The organism is Amaricoccus tamworthensis, from assembly GCF_049800875.1.
In the GTDB taxonomy this organism is placed as follows: Bacteria; Pseudomonadota; Alphaproteobacteria; order Rhodobacterales; family Rhodobacteraceae; genus Amaricoccus; species Amaricoccus tamworthensis.
In genome coordinates this window covers 14,141-29,427 of the sequence record NZ_JBNAFV010000025.1, presented here as the reverse complement: position 1 = coordinate 29,427, position 15,287 = coordinate 14,141, and the positions used below count along the sequence as shown (strand labels likewise).

Genomic DNA, 15,287 nt, shown 5'->3' with positions numbered 1-15,287 from the left:
CATTGTTTCTGCGGAGTTGGTCCAATTCACAAACCCGTCGCCTTGGTCATGTTGACACGTAAACGGTCGCGGCGACGTGGTAGCGGCGAGTCATTTTTGCGGAAGCGTGAACGAGGTGTTTATGCACATAACGCTCGTCGGTCTCTGCCGAACTGGCGAGTCCGGCGCGCAACGAGTGACCCGAAAGAAGCGCCAGCCGCTCCTTCTCTGGCATCTCGGATCGGATGCCCGCATCCAAGACCGTGCGCTTGATCAAGCGTGCGACATGTTTGTCGTTTAGGCGCGTCTCAGATACGCGTTTTCCATCGCGTGAAGTGCCGACGAAGACCGGTCCGAAATCAATTTTTACAAAGTGCAGCCATTGCTCGAGCGCATGGACGGGGCAGGCAGATTCTTTGGTGCCGCGTCCGATCTCGACCTCGCGCCAGCCGGTCCTCTCATTCAACGTCAGCAGAGCGCCCTTGTCGAAAATCTCGCCAGCGAAGCCGAGCAACAGGAACGCCCGATCCCGCAGACCACACAGGTCATAGGGCAGGGTAGCGACCATCGCGAGGATATCGTTAGCCAGGATCGCCGCCTTCTGCACCGGCGGACGCGGATGCTTGCGTTTGATCCCGGCCCTCACCGTCGCTATGTGGCGGTCCTTGCGAAGGGAAAACCCGCGCTGCGCATAATTCCAAGCGAGACCTGACAGGCGGCGGTCGATGGCGCTGACCGAGAGCGCAGTGAAGGGGCCCGAACCGGACGCTAGGTCCGCAAGATAGAGATAGATCATCTCGGGCGACGGAGACAGCGGTTCTGCGCCCTTCATCCGACACCAGCGGGCGAAATGCGCCCAGTCCTTGGCATAAGCCTTCAGAGTGTTCTCGGACCCAGCAGCACGGGCGTAGTCGCGGGCGGTGTCGAAGAGGCGGTCGAGGGTGCCGGAACCGGCGACATGGGAGGGCAGGGCGATGCTATCGCTTTCCTCTTGCCCTCTTTCGTCGAAGCAAGCATCATCTAGTTCATCAGAGGGCGCTGACGTCGATTTCTCGGTATGTGAGGTCATTATCCACTAGCTCCGGCGATAAAATTGAACTGCTTTGTCGTAAAATTTTTTATGTCCGATAAAAAACTTATTGGACATCACAGGATTTGGCAAAGCAGGGCGGTTTATGTGCTATTTGCTGGTGGAAAGCGCCGCGACGATGTAGGCTTCCGGCATGACATTTGCCCGGCCCGATCACAACAGCGACCTGGATACGATACCCCGGATGCCCGCCTGGGTCACCTCGGTCCGTGCCGAAACCCCTGAAGATGTGGCGTTTTTGTCGGGCGCGGCCCTGGCCCAACTGCATCTTGTGTTGGGGCGGGACTGTGTCCCCCTAACCTTGTTGCGGGACAGGCTCGCGCTGCGCGCGGCAGAGACCTGTGTCGGATTTTCGGGACGGCCAGAGCGGGCGGCCGAGTTGCGCGACGCGGTGCATCTGCTGCGCCCCGGGGACAGCCCCGGCCCGGCCGGAGAGGTCTATCTGTCTTGGCGGCGCGCCGTTGAACGACCGGTGCCGGTCAAAGCTTTGCACCGAGCCTTGCCAACGTTTGATCGGGCGCGGCTTGCGGGTTGGCTTGATGCGGGGCAGGGCGCCCCGGTGACGCGCGCGGCCACGGTGCTGGCGGCGGTTTTGACGCAGGCACCGCGCGCGGACGTTGCGGCGCTGATCCTCGCGGATGCGGCTTTGGCGCAGGCACTTGGCTGGGATACTGCCGTGCCGCTGCTGGCGGCGGGCCTGAAGCGCGGCGATCTGCGCAAGCGCGGCGACGACTTGGCGCTGGCCTGTCATCGCGCGGCCATCGCATCGGCAATCGAGGCTGTGCGCTTGGCTGCGGATATGGCCCGCCGCGCTGCGCATCTCAAATCCGTGGCACCCAAGCTGCGCGCCAAAGGGGCAGGGGAGGCGGTGCAGATGTTCCTGACCCGCGATGCCGTGGCACCCTCGGCGCTGCCGCTGCCGGACCGGGCGGCGCGGCGGCTGTGCGACCGGCTGGTTGATCTTGGTGCCGTGCACGAGTTGACCGGGCGCGACACCTTCCGGCTGTATGGGGTCTAGGCGATGACCCGGAATAGATCAGAGCCAAAGCTTGACCGCGAGTTGTCGGACCTGCCGCCGGACCTGCGCTGGCGCGAATGGATGCGCCGGATCGAGGCGGTGCTGTTTGCCAGCGCCACACCGGTGGCGCGCGAAGATCTGGCGCGGGTCGTGGGGCAGGGGGCCTCGGTCGACCTGTTGATCGAGGATCTGGCCGCCGAGCTGGAAGGGCGGGCGTTTGAGGTGGCAAAGGTCGCAGACGGCTGGATGTTCCGGACGCGGCCCGCCTATGCGCCCGCGATCCGCGCTGCGGCGGATGTTGGCGACCAGTTGCTGGATTTGAGCGAGTTCGATGTCGCCGTGCTGGCCGCGATCGCCTATCACCAGCCGATCACCCGCGACGGGCTGAAGGACATCTTTGGCAAGGAGGTCAGCCGCGACCTGATCGGGCGGCTGCATGCGCGGGAATTGATCGGAACGGGGCCGCGCGCACCCCGGCGCGGCGCGCCCTATACCTTTGTGACCACCGAGCAGTTTTTAGTCGCGTTCGGGTTGGAGAGTTTGCAGGACTTGCCGGATCGGGAGTGGCTAGAGGATGCAGGGGTCATCAATGCGCAGGCATAGCCGTTGCCAATGATGTGCGGCGGTTTGAATGAAGGCGAACGATGACCTGTTGTAAGTCCGCCAAATCAGGATGTCTGGAGCGCGTCTTTGGTCCCGGTGTGATCTGTAACGTGATCTCTGCACTCAATGATGCCACCAAGTCGGAATGCTTGGGCGCAGCCAGTGCAATGCGGGTCCAGAGGTAAATTGCAGGATGCACGGAACGTTTTTGGAGGTGCGTCATTCCATCGGCCAACTGGCGGAACAATGCGTAGCGGACCCGGTGCGGCAAGCGCGAAATTGACGTCGGCTGGCCATTGAACGTGAAACAAGCCGCCCCAAGCATGGCGGGCAGGGATGTCTTTCCATGCCGTCCATGTCCTGCAACATGCATTCGAAGCAAATCGTCGATGAGCCGTTCGAGACGCTGCACATCATACTCGGCGGGCAGGGTGGGTTTTCGGAGATCAGCATCACACCAGACGCAGAAATGTTGCGGCAGAAGCCGGTTCTGTCGAGCAGGCGCAATGCCGCCGCCGCAGGCAGGGCAGTGATCGCGCAAGCGGCATCCATGCCGAAAGCAGGAAACGCGCGTCGCCAGGCTCCAGCCGCGCCGGAAGAACGGTGCGCGATCCTCTTTCAGGCATGCCGGGCAATATTGCAGGCGATTGACCCGAGCGGTCGATGTGCGGGCATCTCCTGATCCTGTGATCTGCCGCAGTCGCAACCGGGCCAGCGGGTCGCGGTGCAAAGCCAGGCCATCAATCTCCTCGGCGGGCAACCGGGTTCGCTCGACCAGCAAACTGAGGATTCGCCCGGGAAGGTCTCGGTCAAGCTTCGCAGACCAATCTCCAACTGCGACATCCAGAACCCGCCCAAAATATTGAGGTGGAATTCCATTGGCCATGGCCAGCCGATGCAGCCAGCTCGACAGAAGCTCTCCGGGTGCCGGTGCAACAACGCCGGGCCAGCCTTGCCCCACCTCATTGCCGTAGTCGCGCGCAGGTGTGACTGTGATCTCGGACGCAGACTGGTTCACATCATTTCGCGGCGAAAAGGCGCATTTCGGCGTTTCGACAGGGGCGTGTAACCAAGCGAGGTAATGGTCGCTTCAGAAATTTGTTCCTCGCCGTTCCTTATCGCCTTGATGGCCGCGCTGCTCACGATATCGACGACCTCTCCGATCAAGCCCTCTGACAATTCATGGATGATGTCGGCAGGGGTATGGTCTATCTGGACGACATCGAGTGCGTGCTTGGCTCGGATATAGACTGGGCGGGGTTTCAGACGTCGCAGGCTTTTCCCTCCTGAATGTCGCCGTCGTGCAATCTCCTCGGGCGTGAACAGCCGTGGGATACGTTTGGAAACGGTGACATAGGCGGGCGGATCAAGACCCTCGCTTACACAACGGGTGCGGATTTCATCGACAATCGGCGCAAGGTCCGGTTGCTCGGGCCGAAGCCAAAGCTCCCGAAGCGTTGCCGCAATGATCTCTTCAACAGCCGGGCTGATCCTTGCGCGCCTCGCCCCACCAGTCTTTGGCAACAACGAAGAAACCCGACGCTCGGTGCGGTATCGGCGCAGGTGGTTGTAGACTTGGCGCGTCGAGAGACGCAATTCGGATGCGGCGCGAGCAACTGCGGTACGCACAGGCTCTTGCCCGTCCAAAATGCGACCCAGCTCTCGCGCGATACGCGTTGCCTTGGCCCAAGCCTCGTCAGACGCTTCGTTTTCGCGCAGCGTCATGAACCGGCCGCTCCACGGTTTCTAAACCCCATCTTCTGCCCCATGTTCTCGCTTGTTGAAACGCGAGCTATAGATTGAAATCGAAACGTGAAATACCACGTCGGATTACGCTTCATCCTACTGGAATCCTGTAAGAACTTTTTGAAGAAACGGCAAAGCAATTGCGACAGGTTCGGAGGGGATCGGGTGAGTTCTGATCGTCTGGCGCTCTGGGTATCGATGCGGCTCTCGGGCGCACAGGATGACCCAAATGCCCTGGCAAGAGTTGGATGGGCTGTTCGGCGCCTGACAGGCGGTCCCGGACCAAAAGATGACTTGGCCACATTCCTGGATCGCCGCGATCCCGAGAACATTGATGACAGCGCTGAGCGCCTCAAGGATCGCGCCAGTGGATGGCTGGACGTAATGACAGCCGCAGCCGATCTCCACCCAATCACGCGGGCCTGCATGGGCTTTCATCTCTGGAGCCTGGCGGGTCTCGGGCAACACGGAGACCAAATCGAAGCCGCAGTCACCGCCTCAAGGATCGCGGCCAGCGATGGAAGCGGTGCCATATTTGCACCGCTCGCTATGGGCGGGGTAGGGGGGCTGCGTGCCTCGGGCTTGCCACCCTAACGGTTGGCCCGCTGGTTGGAGGGGACGGAAAGTGCCATTCTCAAAGCGATGCGAACACTTGACGATATTGAAAAGTGGACTGGGCGGGCAGAGAACGTCATGGCGCATTTGTCGGGCCGCACGCCGGTCGCCTTGCGAAAAACTTTCTCCCAGTGGCCTTTGGTGTCCGCCCCAATGGCTGAAACCATGACTGGAGCCAGTCGCGCCGCCGTCCAGCGCAATCTGGCGTGGATGGACGAATGCGATTTGATCCGCGAGGTGACAGGGCAGGGGCGGTATCGAATGTGGCGGATAAAAACCTAGAGCATGCACGCACGCTAGCCAGAAGTCGCATAAGCCCGCTTGTGTTCACCTAGTTGCAGGCATTGGTCTGACCAGTTTAGGAAGTAACCAGCGAAGCTGCACATGGATCCCAGCGTGTGAATTTCAGATATATCCAACTACTTTGATGCGGATCTGGAAAGCAGTCGACGTTTCTCAGCCATGGCCTCGCGTTGTTTTTGTTCGATGCCCATGCGGAATGACTTTTCTACATAGTTAATATGCTCAAGAGCAGCGGTTTCGGCGCGCGCCTCGTCACCCTCTATTACAGCTTGCCCAAGCCCGACATGTTGATCAAACAGCTCTTTCCCTGTGCCATCAATCGTACGCAGGAAGTCACGGTTGTAAAAGACGCCTTGTCGGGTCAGATCGTAAATTGACGCCATCATATGAATGAGTGTCGCGTTCTGGCTGGCATCTACGATTGCAGTGTGCAGTGCGATGTCCGTTTCTCGCGAAGCTTCAGAGTCCTGCTCCCTCCAAGCGCGTTCCATCTCTTGGAGAATCTCGGCGATGCGGGCCTTGTCTGACTTGGTTGCGCGCTGCGCTGCTAGGCGTGCAGCGAAACCTTCCTGTTCGCGCCGGTACTCAAGATAGTCAAAGAACGCCGGTTCGTGACGACCGTAAAGCGACAACAAAGCTGGCAGCATCGCTTGCCCGGTGAGTGCGGCGACAAATGTGCCTTCTCCATGACGGATCTGAACCAGACCTCTTTCCTCTAGAGCGTGCAGCGCTTCTCTGAGTTTTGGCCGTGAGACGTTCAGGCTTTCAGCCAGATCCCGTTCTGATGGCAGTTTACGCCCCTGCTTCAGGATACCCGCGGCAATCAGTTCTTCAATCTGTGCAACCACAGCATCGGCCAAGGATTCGTGTCCGATTGGTTCGAAAAGAGATGTGGGTGTCATCAGGAAAACCTTTGAATGGGAGTTCGGTAAAGAGGTTATGGTAAACAAATATAACCTTTAATCTACGCAGTGCAACCCTATGACTCATCAGCCAGTGTGTCGAATTATCACGATGATTATAAATGATAATAATACGTTTGAGCTAGATCAAATCTTTGAAGCCTCAAAAGCTGGCAAGGTTAGGAGGTGGGTAGTGCGGTTCGCTCCTTTGGTCTCAGTGGTAAATAAAGTTGTTGACTGATCAGTGTGGTTAATATTATTTACCACTACCAAGGTGCCGGATCATCCGCGCTGTTTCATGGGGCAGGAGGCCCCAACCCAACCTGGAGGAAACCTAAATGAATAAGACCCTTACAAGCCTTGCAGTCGCCGCGAGCCTTCTTGGCGCGCCAGCGGTTGCCGCAGACAAGCTGCTGTTGAAAACACCTATTGCATTCTCAACCGCGTTGCCTGGCTTGGGTTCGCCAATCCCGCGCGTGGCAGAGCAACTGGACCTTATGTCAGGCGGTACATTGCAGATGAAGGTGTATGAGCCGGGCAAACTGGTTCCGCCATTCGAAATTCTCGATGCCGTTTCTTCGGGCAAGATCAACTCTGGTTACACAACAGCTGGTTACTGGGCGGGTAATATCCCGGCGGCACCTTTGTTCTCTGCCGTGCCGTTTGGCCCGGAAGCTGGGGAATACATGGCGTGGCTCTACTACGGTAACGGCATGACGCTGTATCAAGAAATGTACGACCAAGCTGGCTTTAACGTCCACGTGCTGCCCTGCGCGATCATCGCGCCAGAGACATCCGGCTGGTTCGCAAAAGAAATCAATTCTCCCGAAGACCTGAAGGGCTTGAAAATGCGCTTCTTTGGTCTGGGTGGCAAAGTCATGCAGAAACTTGGCGTTGCAACGTCCCTACTGCCCGGCGGCGAAATCTTCCCCGCCTTGGAAAAGGGTGCAATTGACGCAACTGAATTCTCCATGCCTGCCATCGACGCGCGACTGGGTTTTCACAAACTGGTCAAGTACAACTACTTCCCCGGCTGGCACCAGCAGGCGACAGTTTTTGAATTGTTGATCAACAAAGACGTCTGGAACGAAACGTCCGAACAGCATCAGGCGATTATCGAGAATGCGTGTAAGGGTTCCATGACAGACAGCTTTGCAGAAGGTGAAGCGATCCAGCACGAAGTTCTGATCGACAACGTCGAAAACAATGGTGTGATCATCAAACAATGGTCACCGGAGATGCTCGACACGTTTCGTACCACATGGGACGAAGTCGCCGCAGAAGAAGCTGCTGCTGATCCCTTCTTTGCCAAGGTTCTTGCCGACATGACGGAATTCCGTGAAGGTTATAAGACTTGGAAAGAAAACGCCTTCTTGCCACGCAAGTAAGCGCTACCGCATTCGAGTGGCAGCGTTAGCTGCCACTCGACACGCATTTCATCCTCAACATCTACGATTTTTTAAGTCTGTTTTGCATGCGCTGACAGACACCGGGAGGGGACCATGGTCAACCAGGGCAAGAACACAGACGATCCGATCCAAGTCTATGAAGACATTCTGGAGCATCCTGAAACGGACACACAGGCGGTCGCAGTTGCATTGGACAGATCTGTCAAAGGCATCGGCCAGGTGGTCATGTGGGCCAATATTGCGTTGATTGCAGCCATCGTTGCACAGGTCTTGTTCCGCTACCTGGTGAACCAGAACTTCCCGAAACTCGACGAAATTCAATGGCACTTTTATGGGCTCGTCACGATGGTCGGCATCTCTTATGCCCTCGTCACCGACAGCCACGTGCGGGTTGATCTGCTGCACATGCAACTCAGCCGTCGCTCTCAACGGATCATCGAAGTCATCGGTATCCTGACGCTCCTGGTGCCTTTTATCTACCTGATGATCGACCAGGGTTACGACTATTTCTACGAAAGCCTGCGGGTGAATGAACGCTCGTCCAGCCCAACGGGTCTGCCGGGGCGTTGGGCGTTCAAAGCGGTAATCCCGATTTCGTTCGTTCTCCTGGCTATAGCCGCCCTTGCGCGGTTGATCCACGATGTGCACGCCCTGTTCGCCAACTACGAACATGAACGGGTGGGCAAGGGCCTGCGCCTGATCGTCATCGCCTTGCTTTGCTTTGCTGTTGTTGCCACTGCGCTGACCTTTGTGGTTGAGACCACAGAAGAAAAGCTGGTCATCGCGATGTTTGTGACCTTCATCGCGCTGCTGTTCACGGGCTACCCTGTCGCGTGGACGCTGGCGGGTGTTGGTGTCGCTTACTGTGGTCTCGCGTATCTTTTTGACAACGGTGCAATGAACTGGACCGGACTTGAAGAAACGCTGACGGGCCTTGACTACCTGACCCTGGGCGCAGTCGTGAACCGGGTCTATGCGACCATGTCAAATGCGGTTCTGGTTGCCTTGCCGATGTTCATCTTCATGGGGCTCATGTTGGACGAGTCCGGCGTCGCCGAAAAGCTGATGACCGCGATGCAGCGTCTGTTTGGCAAGACCCGCGGTGGCCTGGCCATCACGGTGACCATGATCGGCATCATTCTTGCCGCCTCGACCGGCATCATCGGTGCCTCTGTTGTTCTGCTGGGCGTCCTGTCGCTGCCTTCCATGATGGAGCAGAAATACTCCCCCACATTGGCGTCCGGTGTTGTTGCCGCGTCCGGCACTTTGGGCATCCTGATCCCGCCGTCGATCATGCTTGTGATCATGGCCGATCAGATGGCCTTGTCTGTGGGTGATCTGTTCATGGCGGCGGTCTTTCCCGGTGTGATCGTTGGTGGCTTGTACCTAACCTACATCTTTATCATCGCGCTGATCAAACCTGATGTGGCCCCGGTGCCCGAAGGTGCCAAGACCCCTGACTGGGACGCTGTCAAAGCGGTGCTGATTGCGGTGATCCCGACACTTGGTTTGATCCTTGCTGTTCTTGGGTCCATCTTTGCCGGCCTTGCAACACCCACCGAGGCCTCTGGCATCGGCGCATTGGGCGCGACTTTGCTGGCTCTGGGCTACCGCAAGTTGACGCTGAAGAAGTTGGTCAATGTGTTGGTGTCTACATTCAACACAACCGCTTACATTTTCGCGATCTTCCTTGGGGCCACGGTCTTCTCCTACGTCCTGCGCGAACTTGGCGGAGATGAACTCATCGAGCACATGATTGCCGCTACCGGCTTTGGGCCGACGGGCACGATCATCTTCATTCTGTTCATCGTTTTCCTGCTGGGCTTTGTGCTCGACTGGATCGAGATTACCCTGATCGTGCTGCCGCTGATGCGCCCGATCGTGAACGGCCTTGGCATGGACATCCCCGGCTTTGGCGTCATTGATGAGCCTTCCTTGGTGTGGTTCGTGATCCTTGTCGCGGTGACCTTGCAAACCTCGTTCCTGACGCCGCCTGTGGGGTTTGCGTTGTTCTATCTCAAGGGCGTCGCCCCGAAAGAGATCAGCCTCATGCACATCTATCGCGGCGTGATCCCCTTCGTGCTGCTCCAGCTGACCGGCCTGGCGCTTGTCTTCCTGTGGCCCGCGCTTGCCACCTGGTTGCCCTCGGTCGCCTATTGATTGTCATCGGAGAACGGAGGAAAGATCATGCGATTGTCTCAATGTCACAACTTTCACGACTTCCGGACATTGGCAAAGCGGCGCCTGCCAAGGCCCATCTTTAACTACATCGATGGCGGTGCCGATGATGAGGTGACGATGAGGGGCAACACCCGCGCCTTTGATCACTGTGATCTGCTTCCTTCAGTTCTGAAAGGTGTGTCGGACGTGGACATGTCGGTGACCGTGATGGGCCAGAAACTGGATATGCCGATCTATTGCTCACCCACTGCGCTGCAACGCCTGTTCCACCACCAGGGTGAACGCGCGGTTGCAGCAGCGGCGGAAAAGCATGGGACAATGTTTGGCGTGTCGTCGCTAGGCACTGTATCGCTGGAGGAATTGCGCAAAAAGCACAAGACACCGCAGGTCTACCAGTTCTACTTTCACAAGGACCGGGGCCTGAACGCTGCCATGATGCAGCGCGCCAAAGAGGCGGGTGTCGAGGTGATGATGCTGACGGTGGATTCGATCACCGGCGGCAACCGCGAACGCGACCTGCGCACCGGTTTTTCAATCCCGTTTCGCCTGACCTTGGGCGGAATGATTCAATTCGCGATCAAGCCCATGTGGGGCGTTAACTATGTCACCCACGAAAAATTCCGCCTCCCACAGCTGGAAGATCATGTTGATATGAGCGGCGGGGCCAGTTCCATCGGGGGCTACTTCAGCGAAATGCTCGACCCGAGCATGACATGGGACGACGTGGCGCAAATGGTGCGCGATTGGGACGGGCAGTTCTGCCTCAAGGGCATCATGACGGTCGAAGATGCGCGTCGCGCCGCCGAGATTGGCTGCACCGGGGTTGTTCTGTCAAACCATGGCGGGCGTCAGCTGGATGGATCACGCACGCCGTTTGATCAACTTGCCGAAATTGTGGACGCCGTGGGTGATCGGATCGATGTGATGATGGACAGCGGCATCCAGCGCGGCACCCATGTGCTCAAAGCGCTGTCGCTGGGGGCCAAGGCGGTCGGGATCGGGCGTGGCTACCTTTATGCCTTGGCGGCGGCGGGCCAGCCGGGCGTGGAACGCGCATTGTGCCTGCTGCGCGCCGAGATTGAGCGTGACATGAAACTTATGGGCGTGACCCGTGTCGACCAGCTGAGCCGTGAAAACCTGCGGGGTATCCCGCAGACCAGCAGCAATCAACGGCAAGCGGTAGCGGTATGACCAACGACGCCCTCATCCGACGGTTCCGCAGCATTGTCGGTCGTCGTCATGTGCTGACCGGTCTGAAGGCGACAGAGCGGTTTCGCCGCGGATTCCGCTCGGGCGAGGGTGAGGCGCTGTGCGTGTTGCGCCCTGGCACGCTGCTCGAGCAGTGGAGAGTGCTGCAAGCCTGTGTCGAGGCCGACAAGATCGTGATCATGCAGGCCGCCAACACCGGCCTGACCGAAGGCTCCACCCCCAGTGGTTCATATGACCGCGATGTGGTGCTGATCAACACGCGCCGCATGGATAAGCTGAGGCTATTGAACGATGGGCAACAGGCCTTGTCCTTCCCGGGTGCGACTCTTTTCAAGTTGGAAAAGATGCTTGCTCCGCTGGGCCGAGAGCCGCATTCGGTGATTGGCTCGTCTTGCATCGGTGCGTCGATTGTTGGCGGGGTCTGCAATAACTCTGGCGGATCGCTTGTGGAACGCGGGCCCGTCTATACTGAACTGTCGCTGTATGCGCAGATCACGGCAGAGGGTCAGCTGGAGCTGGTCAACCATCTGGGAATCGATCTGGGGGCAACTCCTGAAGAGATCCTGACCAACCTTGAAAACGGTACTTATTATCCAAACCCGCAGGCCAGCAACAAGCGGGCCTCTGCAAGTGACTACGCTCGAATTGTGCGCGATGTAGACGCAGCCACCCCGGCGCGGTTCAACGCGGATAAATCCAAGCTATATGAGGCCGCTGGATCCGCCGGGAAACTGGGCGTATTCGCCGTGCGTCTGGATACCTTCCTTAAAAACGATGCGGAGCAGGTGTTCTACATTGGCACCAATGATCACACTGACCTGGCCGCCCTCCGACGCCAAATTCTAGCGAATTTCGCATCACTACCAGTGTCAGCCGAATATGTTCACCGCGAGGTGTTCGACATCACCGAGGTTTACGGCAAAGACACTGTTGTCATGATTGACAAGCTGGGCACCGATCGTCTGCCGATGTTCTTTGCCATTAAAGGGGCGATTGATGCGCGGCTGCGCAGCGTGCCGTTCCTACGCAACTTTACGGATCGCGCGATGCAGATCGCCGCCAAGCTCTGGCCCCGCGTGTTGCCCAAACGGATGACTGCGTTTCGCGATACCTATGAGCATCACTTGATTCTCAAGATGAAGAACAGCGGCATTGATGAGGCAAAGGCCTGGCTGCCCAAATTCCTTGGAGGCCGCGATGCGAGCTTCTTTGAATGCACCCAGCGCGAAGCCAAAATTGCAGGTTTGCACCGCTTTGCCGCCGCAGGAGCCGCTGTGCGCTACATGGCGATCCATTCAAACGAGGTCGAAGACATCATCGCGCTTGACGTGGCCCTGCGCCGCAATGACCAAGACTGGTTCGAGGTGTTGCCGCCAGAGATAGACGCGCAAATCGTGCACAAACTCTATTACGGGCACTTCATGTGTCACGTGATGCATCAGGATTACGTTGTCAAAAAGGGATGTGATCCCAAGGCGGTGAAAGCCAAAATGCTTAGGCTTTTTGATCAGCGTGGCGCGGAATATCCCGCCGAGCACAATGTCGGGCACCTGTACAAGGCCAAGCCCGATCTCGTTGCGCACTACAAGACCTGTGACCCCACCAATTCATTCAATCCCGGGATTGGCAAAACGTCGAAAGCCCGCAACTATGCCGAGGACCAAATCCAATGACCAATGTTGTAATCGCATCTGCTGCCCGTACTGCTGTTGGCAGCGGGAGTGGACAGAACATGGGGGTCATGTGGCGCGTTTGCTGTTTGCAACCGTCAGGCGACCGTCGAGGACGGCGGCACGTGTGATGGCAACTCGGTGAGCCCCTTTTGGTGACCACCTCATCCTTCTGCGCTTTCCCATGCGGGAATTGGCAATGTCATCGACTGATCCTTCGGCACGAGAAGACGAGATGGGCAGCCCTTTACGGTACCGTCGGCCATAGTCGACAAGGGATTCCATGTTGTTCGCGAGATAGGTGTACAGTGTCTCGCAGCGGACCTGCACGCGAGCGGCAGCGGTGCGGACAGCCAGAGGTTCTTCCGCAAGGCGGGCGCAATCGTGCATGAGCCCCTTCAGATAAGTTTCCGCGACACGTGCTCTGCCGTGCCAAAGCCACCAGCGGAGGCTTTTCGCAGGGCGCTGGAACAGCACTGGATTGCCGGCAAAACTTTGTGTCTGGACGAGCCCCTGAATGGCTGCCTCGACATGCTGCACACGCATGGAGATGTGCCACCAGTCGAGAATATGCTTCACCGGGGCGTCGCCGTTGGTGGCATTTCGGATCAGATTTGGCAAAGCTGGCTCGCCGTCCGAGATCACCGTCAACAGACGGCCTGGCTTCCATCCGAAGTCTGACAGCTCGTCTCGCATTCGGCTGCCTGGCGATGCCGTCGCATTGGCGACCAAGCCAAATCGTCGGCACATATTGCGGCTTTCAATCTTACCGACCACAAGATCCAGGTGTCGCTGCTGATACTCCGGTCGACAGCGGATATGCGCACCGTCCAGAAAAACCGTCAAACCACCTTTGGGCGGTGCTTCAACGGGATCGACTGATGCCCTTCGACTTTTCTCGAGCCCCGTGGCGACTCTACCCAACCGGTCACGCACCGTGGTGTGATGGGGCGGGTGGCAGGGCAAGAAGCTCTTCATCAGCCGTGCGGCTTCGCGAAAGGAATGCCGGGACCCAAGCTCCGCATGGAGCCGCTGCAGTTCCGGGGTAGCTCGGTCTGGAAAGAAATAGGCCAGCGGAAAAATAGGCCCGCCGGGCATCGCCGCTGACCTCACATCACAAGAACAGCGGCGCAAGCGCGCGGCTTTGACCCGAACCCGACCAAAGAGCGTGTCAAGAACGCGCGTGCGATAGTCATGAATGGCACGAACCGAGGCGCAATCCGGGCATATGCGGCTCTCTCGAGTGATCTCCTCGACCTGATCGTAAAGGATTACCCTCTGGATCTGTTCGACGATCCTCTTCCCATCCTCAAGGCGCAGCCCGATCCCGTCTGGGCAGGTAACCCGGTAGGGTCGAGATATGCTATCAAGCTGATGGGTACGCTTCTCCCCGTTGTCGAAAATCGTTTCGATCGTAATCCGAACGTCCATGGCAGCCCCCCTCGCAAAGAGCTTACCTTAGCACAGGCCAGACCACCGACGACGACCCCCATGTTTTGTCCACTCCCCCTCATCTTCCTCGTGCTGGCGCTGCTCTGTGGCTTCGGCGGTGGCAACTTCGCCTCCTCGATGGCCAATATCGGCTACTTCTTCCCCAAGGCCGAAAAGGGCAATGCACTTGCGTTGAATGCGGGCCTCGGCAACCTCGGTGTCTCGGTCATGCAATTCCTCGTGCCCATCGTCATCACGGCGGGCGTGTTCGGCGCACTTGGCGGCCAGCCGGTGACCATGTCCGATGGCGGTCAGCTCTGGATGCAGAACGCAGGCTTTGTCTGGGTGCCCTTCATCGTTGCGGCCACCGTCGCCGCCTGGCTGGGTATGAACGACATCGCCGATGCGCGTGCCAGCTTCGCCGATCAGGCCGTGATCTTCAGCCGCAAACAGAACTGGCTGATGTGTATCCTCTACACCGGCACCTTCGGCAGCTTTATCGGATATTCTGCGGGCTTCCCGTTGCTGACGAGGCTGGCCTTCCCCGACGTGAACGCACTGAACTATGTGTTCCTCGGCCCGCTGGTGGGCGCGCTCAGCCGCGCCGGAACCGGCTGGGTCAGCGACCGCTTCGGCGGTGGGCGGGTGACCTTCTGGACTTTTGCTCTGATGATCGTGGCCACGTTCGGCGTGATCACCTTCCTCGGACTAGGCTCCTTCATCGGCTTCTTCGCCTGCTTCATGGCGCTGTTCTTCCTGACCGGTGTCGGTAACGCCTCCACCTTCCAGATGATCCCGGTCATCATGGGCCGCGAAGTTCCGCGCCTGATGCCGCATCTCGGCGTCGAGGAACGCAAGCGGCAGATCGCCATGGAATCCGGCGCGATCGTGGCCTTCACCTCGGCCATCGCGGCTTACGGCGCCTTCTTCATCCCCAAGGCGTACGGCACGTCCATCGCGATGACGGGCTCCGCGGTCGGCGCGCTCTGGGCCTTCCTGATCTTCTACGTGATCTGCGTCGTCATCACCTGGGCGGTCTATACGCGCCCCGGCGGCCTACTCCACGACATCGAACATGGCCGCGCCCCGCAAGGCGCTGCCGCGCAACCCGCACAATGACCCAACCGCATT

Annotated in this window: 11 protein-coding genes and 2 pseudogenes; 8 read left to right on the top strand and 5 right to left on the bottom strand. The window is 58.5% G+C overall.

The genetic code is table 11. The annotated features are described in order from the left end of the window. Nucleotides 1-26: 26 nt before the first annotated feature. Nucleotides 27-1,048, bottom strand: a pseudogene (locus ACP15P_RS22120) (integrase). 154 nt (nt 1,049-1,202) lie between these two features. Here ACP15P_RS22120 and ACP15P_RS22115 point away from each other — a divergent pair. Together ACP15P_RS22115 and scpB are read left to right on the top strand one after the other, a co-directional pair. Continuing rightward, entirely contained in the window at nt 1,203-2,087 is an 885-nt protein-coding gene (locus tag ACP15P_RS22115; protein ID WP_424930632.1) for a DUF1403 family protein, read from the top strand. A gap of 3 nt (nt 2,088-2,090) precedes the next feature. After that, nucleotides 2,091-2,690: an SMC-Scp complex subunit ScpB gene (gene scpB / locus ACP15P_RS22110; protein ID WP_424930631.1), complete on the top strand. Its 600-nt coding sequence runs from the start codon at nt 2,091-2,093 to the stop codon at nt 2,688-2,690. On the opposite strand, the gene ACP15P_RS22105 is transcribed toward scpB, so the two are convergent. Together ACP15P_RS22105 and ACP15P_RS22100 are read right to left on the bottom strand one after the other, a co-directional pair. Then, complete coding sequence (locus ACP15P_RS22105) at nt 2,674-3,708, bottom strand: TniQ family protein (protein WP_424930630.1); 1,035 nt, start codon at nt 3,706-3,708, stop codon at nt 2,674-2,676. The genes scpB and ACP15P_RS22105 overlap by 17 nt on opposite strands. Then, nucleotides 3,705-4,415 carry a helix-turn-helix domain-containing protein gene (locus ACP15P_RS22100; protein WP_424930629.1) on the bottom strand — a complete coding sequence of 237 codons (711 nt, stop codon included), beginning with the start codon at nt 4,413-4,415 and terminating at the stop codon, nt 3,705-3,707. The genes ACP15P_RS22105 and ACP15P_RS22100 overlap by 4 nt, the downstream gene beginning before the upstream one ends. Before the next feature lie 171 nt (nt 4,416-4,586). Between ACP15P_RS22100 and ACP15P_RS22095 the strand changes: the two are divergent. Further along, a pseudogene (locus tag ACP15P_RS22095) lies at nt 4,587-5,333 on the top strand (helix-turn-helix domain-containing protein); the annotation flags it as partial. A 137-nt stretch (nt 5,334-5,470) separates the two neighbouring features. Here the strand turns inward: ACP15P_RS22095 and ACP15P_RS22090 are convergent. Next, nucleotides 5,471-6,256, bottom strand: a complete 786-nt coding sequence (locus tag ACP15P_RS22090) for a FadR/GntR family transcriptional regulator (protein WP_424930628.1) — start codon at nt 6,254-6,256, stop codon at nt 5,471-5,473. Between the two features lie 338 nt (nt 6,257-6,594). On the opposite strand from ACP15P_RS22090, the gene ACP15P_RS22085 reads away from it, so the two are divergent. The 4 genes from ACP15P_RS22085 to dld all read left to right on the top strand — a co-directional run bounded on the left by ACP15P_RS22085 (nt 6,595) and on the right by dld (nt 12,728). Continuing rightward, nucleotides 6,595-7,644 carry a TRAP transporter substrate-binding protein gene (locus tag ACP15P_RS22085; protein WP_424930627.1) on the top strand — a complete coding sequence of 350 codons (1,050 nt, stop codon included), beginning with the start codon at nt 6,595-6,597 and terminating at the stop codon, nt 7,642-7,644. Nucleotides 7,645-7,758: 114 nt separating this feature from the next. After that, a complete protein-coding gene (locus ACP15P_RS22080; RefSeq protein WP_424930626.1) occupies nt 7,759-9,825 on the top strand; it encodes a TRAP transporter large permease subunit in 2,067 nt (688 codons plus the stop codon). Next, nucleotides 9,826-11,037 carry an alpha-hydroxy acid oxidase gene (locus tag ACP15P_RS22075; protein ID WP_424930625.1) on the top strand — a complete coding sequence of 404 codons (1,212 nt, stop codon included), beginning with the start codon at nt 9,826-9,828 and terminating at the stop codon, nt 11,035-11,037. Further along, nucleotides 11,034-12,728, top strand: a complete 1,695-nt coding sequence (gene dld, locus ACP15P_RS22070; protein ID WP_424930624.1) for a D-lactate dehydrogenase — start codon at nt 11,034-11,036, stop codon at nt 12,726-12,728. The genes ACP15P_RS22075 and dld overlap by 4 nt, the downstream gene beginning before the upstream one ends. A 66-nt stretch (nt 12,729-12,794) precedes the next feature. On the opposite strand, the gene ACP15P_RS22065 is transcribed toward dld, so the two are convergent. Next, on the bottom strand, nt 12,795-14,156 hold the full coding sequence (locus tag ACP15P_RS22065; protein ID WP_424930623.1) for an ISKra4 family transposase: 1,362 nt from the start codon (nt 14,154-14,156) through the stop codon (nt 12,795-12,797). 60 nt (nt 14,157-14,216) lie between these two features. Here ACP15P_RS22065 and ACP15P_RS22060 point away from each other — a divergent pair, with 60 nt between their 5' ends. Further along, nucleotides 14,217-15,275 (top strand): MFS transporter, encoded by a 1,059-nt coding sequence (locus ACP15P_RS22060; protein WP_424930622.1) that lies wholly within the window; start codon nt 14,217-14,219, stop codon nt 15,273-15,275. Nucleotides 15,276-15,287: the final 12 nt, after the last annotated feature.

Excerpts from the sequence above, each read along its gene's own strand:
- ACP15P_RS22085 (WP_424930627.1), top strand. The coding sequence starts at position 6,595 with ATGAATAAGACCCTTACAAGCCTTGCAGTCGCCGCGAGCCTTCTTGGC.
- ACP15P_RS22100 (WP_424930629.1), bottom strand. The coding sequence starts at position 4,415 with ATGACGCTGCGCGAAAACGAAGCGTCTGACGAGGCTTGGGCCAAGGCA.
- ACP15P_RS22090 (WP_424930628.1), bottom strand. The coding sequence starts at position 6,256 with ATGACACCCACATCTCTTTTCGAACCAATCGGACACGAATCCTTGGCC.
- ACP15P_RS22080 (WP_424930626.1), top strand. The coding sequence starts at position 7,759 with ATGGTCAACCAGGGCAAGAACACAGACGATCCGATCCAAGTCTATGAA.
- ACP15P_RS22115 (WP_424930632.1), top strand. The coding sequence starts at position 1,203 with ATGACATTTGCCCGGCCCGATCACAACAGCGACCTGGATACGATACCC.
- dld (WP_424930624.1), top strand. The coding sequence starts at position 11,034 with ATGACCAACGACGCCCTCATCCGACGGTTCCGCAGCATTGTCGGTCGT.
- ACP15P_RS22065 (WP_424930623.1), bottom strand. The coding sequence starts at position 14,156 with ATGGACGTTCGGATTACGATCGAAACGATTTTCGACAACGGGGAGAAG.
- scpB (WP_424930631.1), top strand. The coding sequence starts at position 2,091 with ATGACCCGGAATAGATCAGAGCCAAAGCTTGACCGCGAGTTGTCGGAC.
- ACP15P_RS22060 (WP_424930622.1), top strand. The coding sequence starts at position 14,217 with ATGTTTTGTCCACTCCCCCTCATCTTCCTCGTGCTGGCGCTGCTCTGT.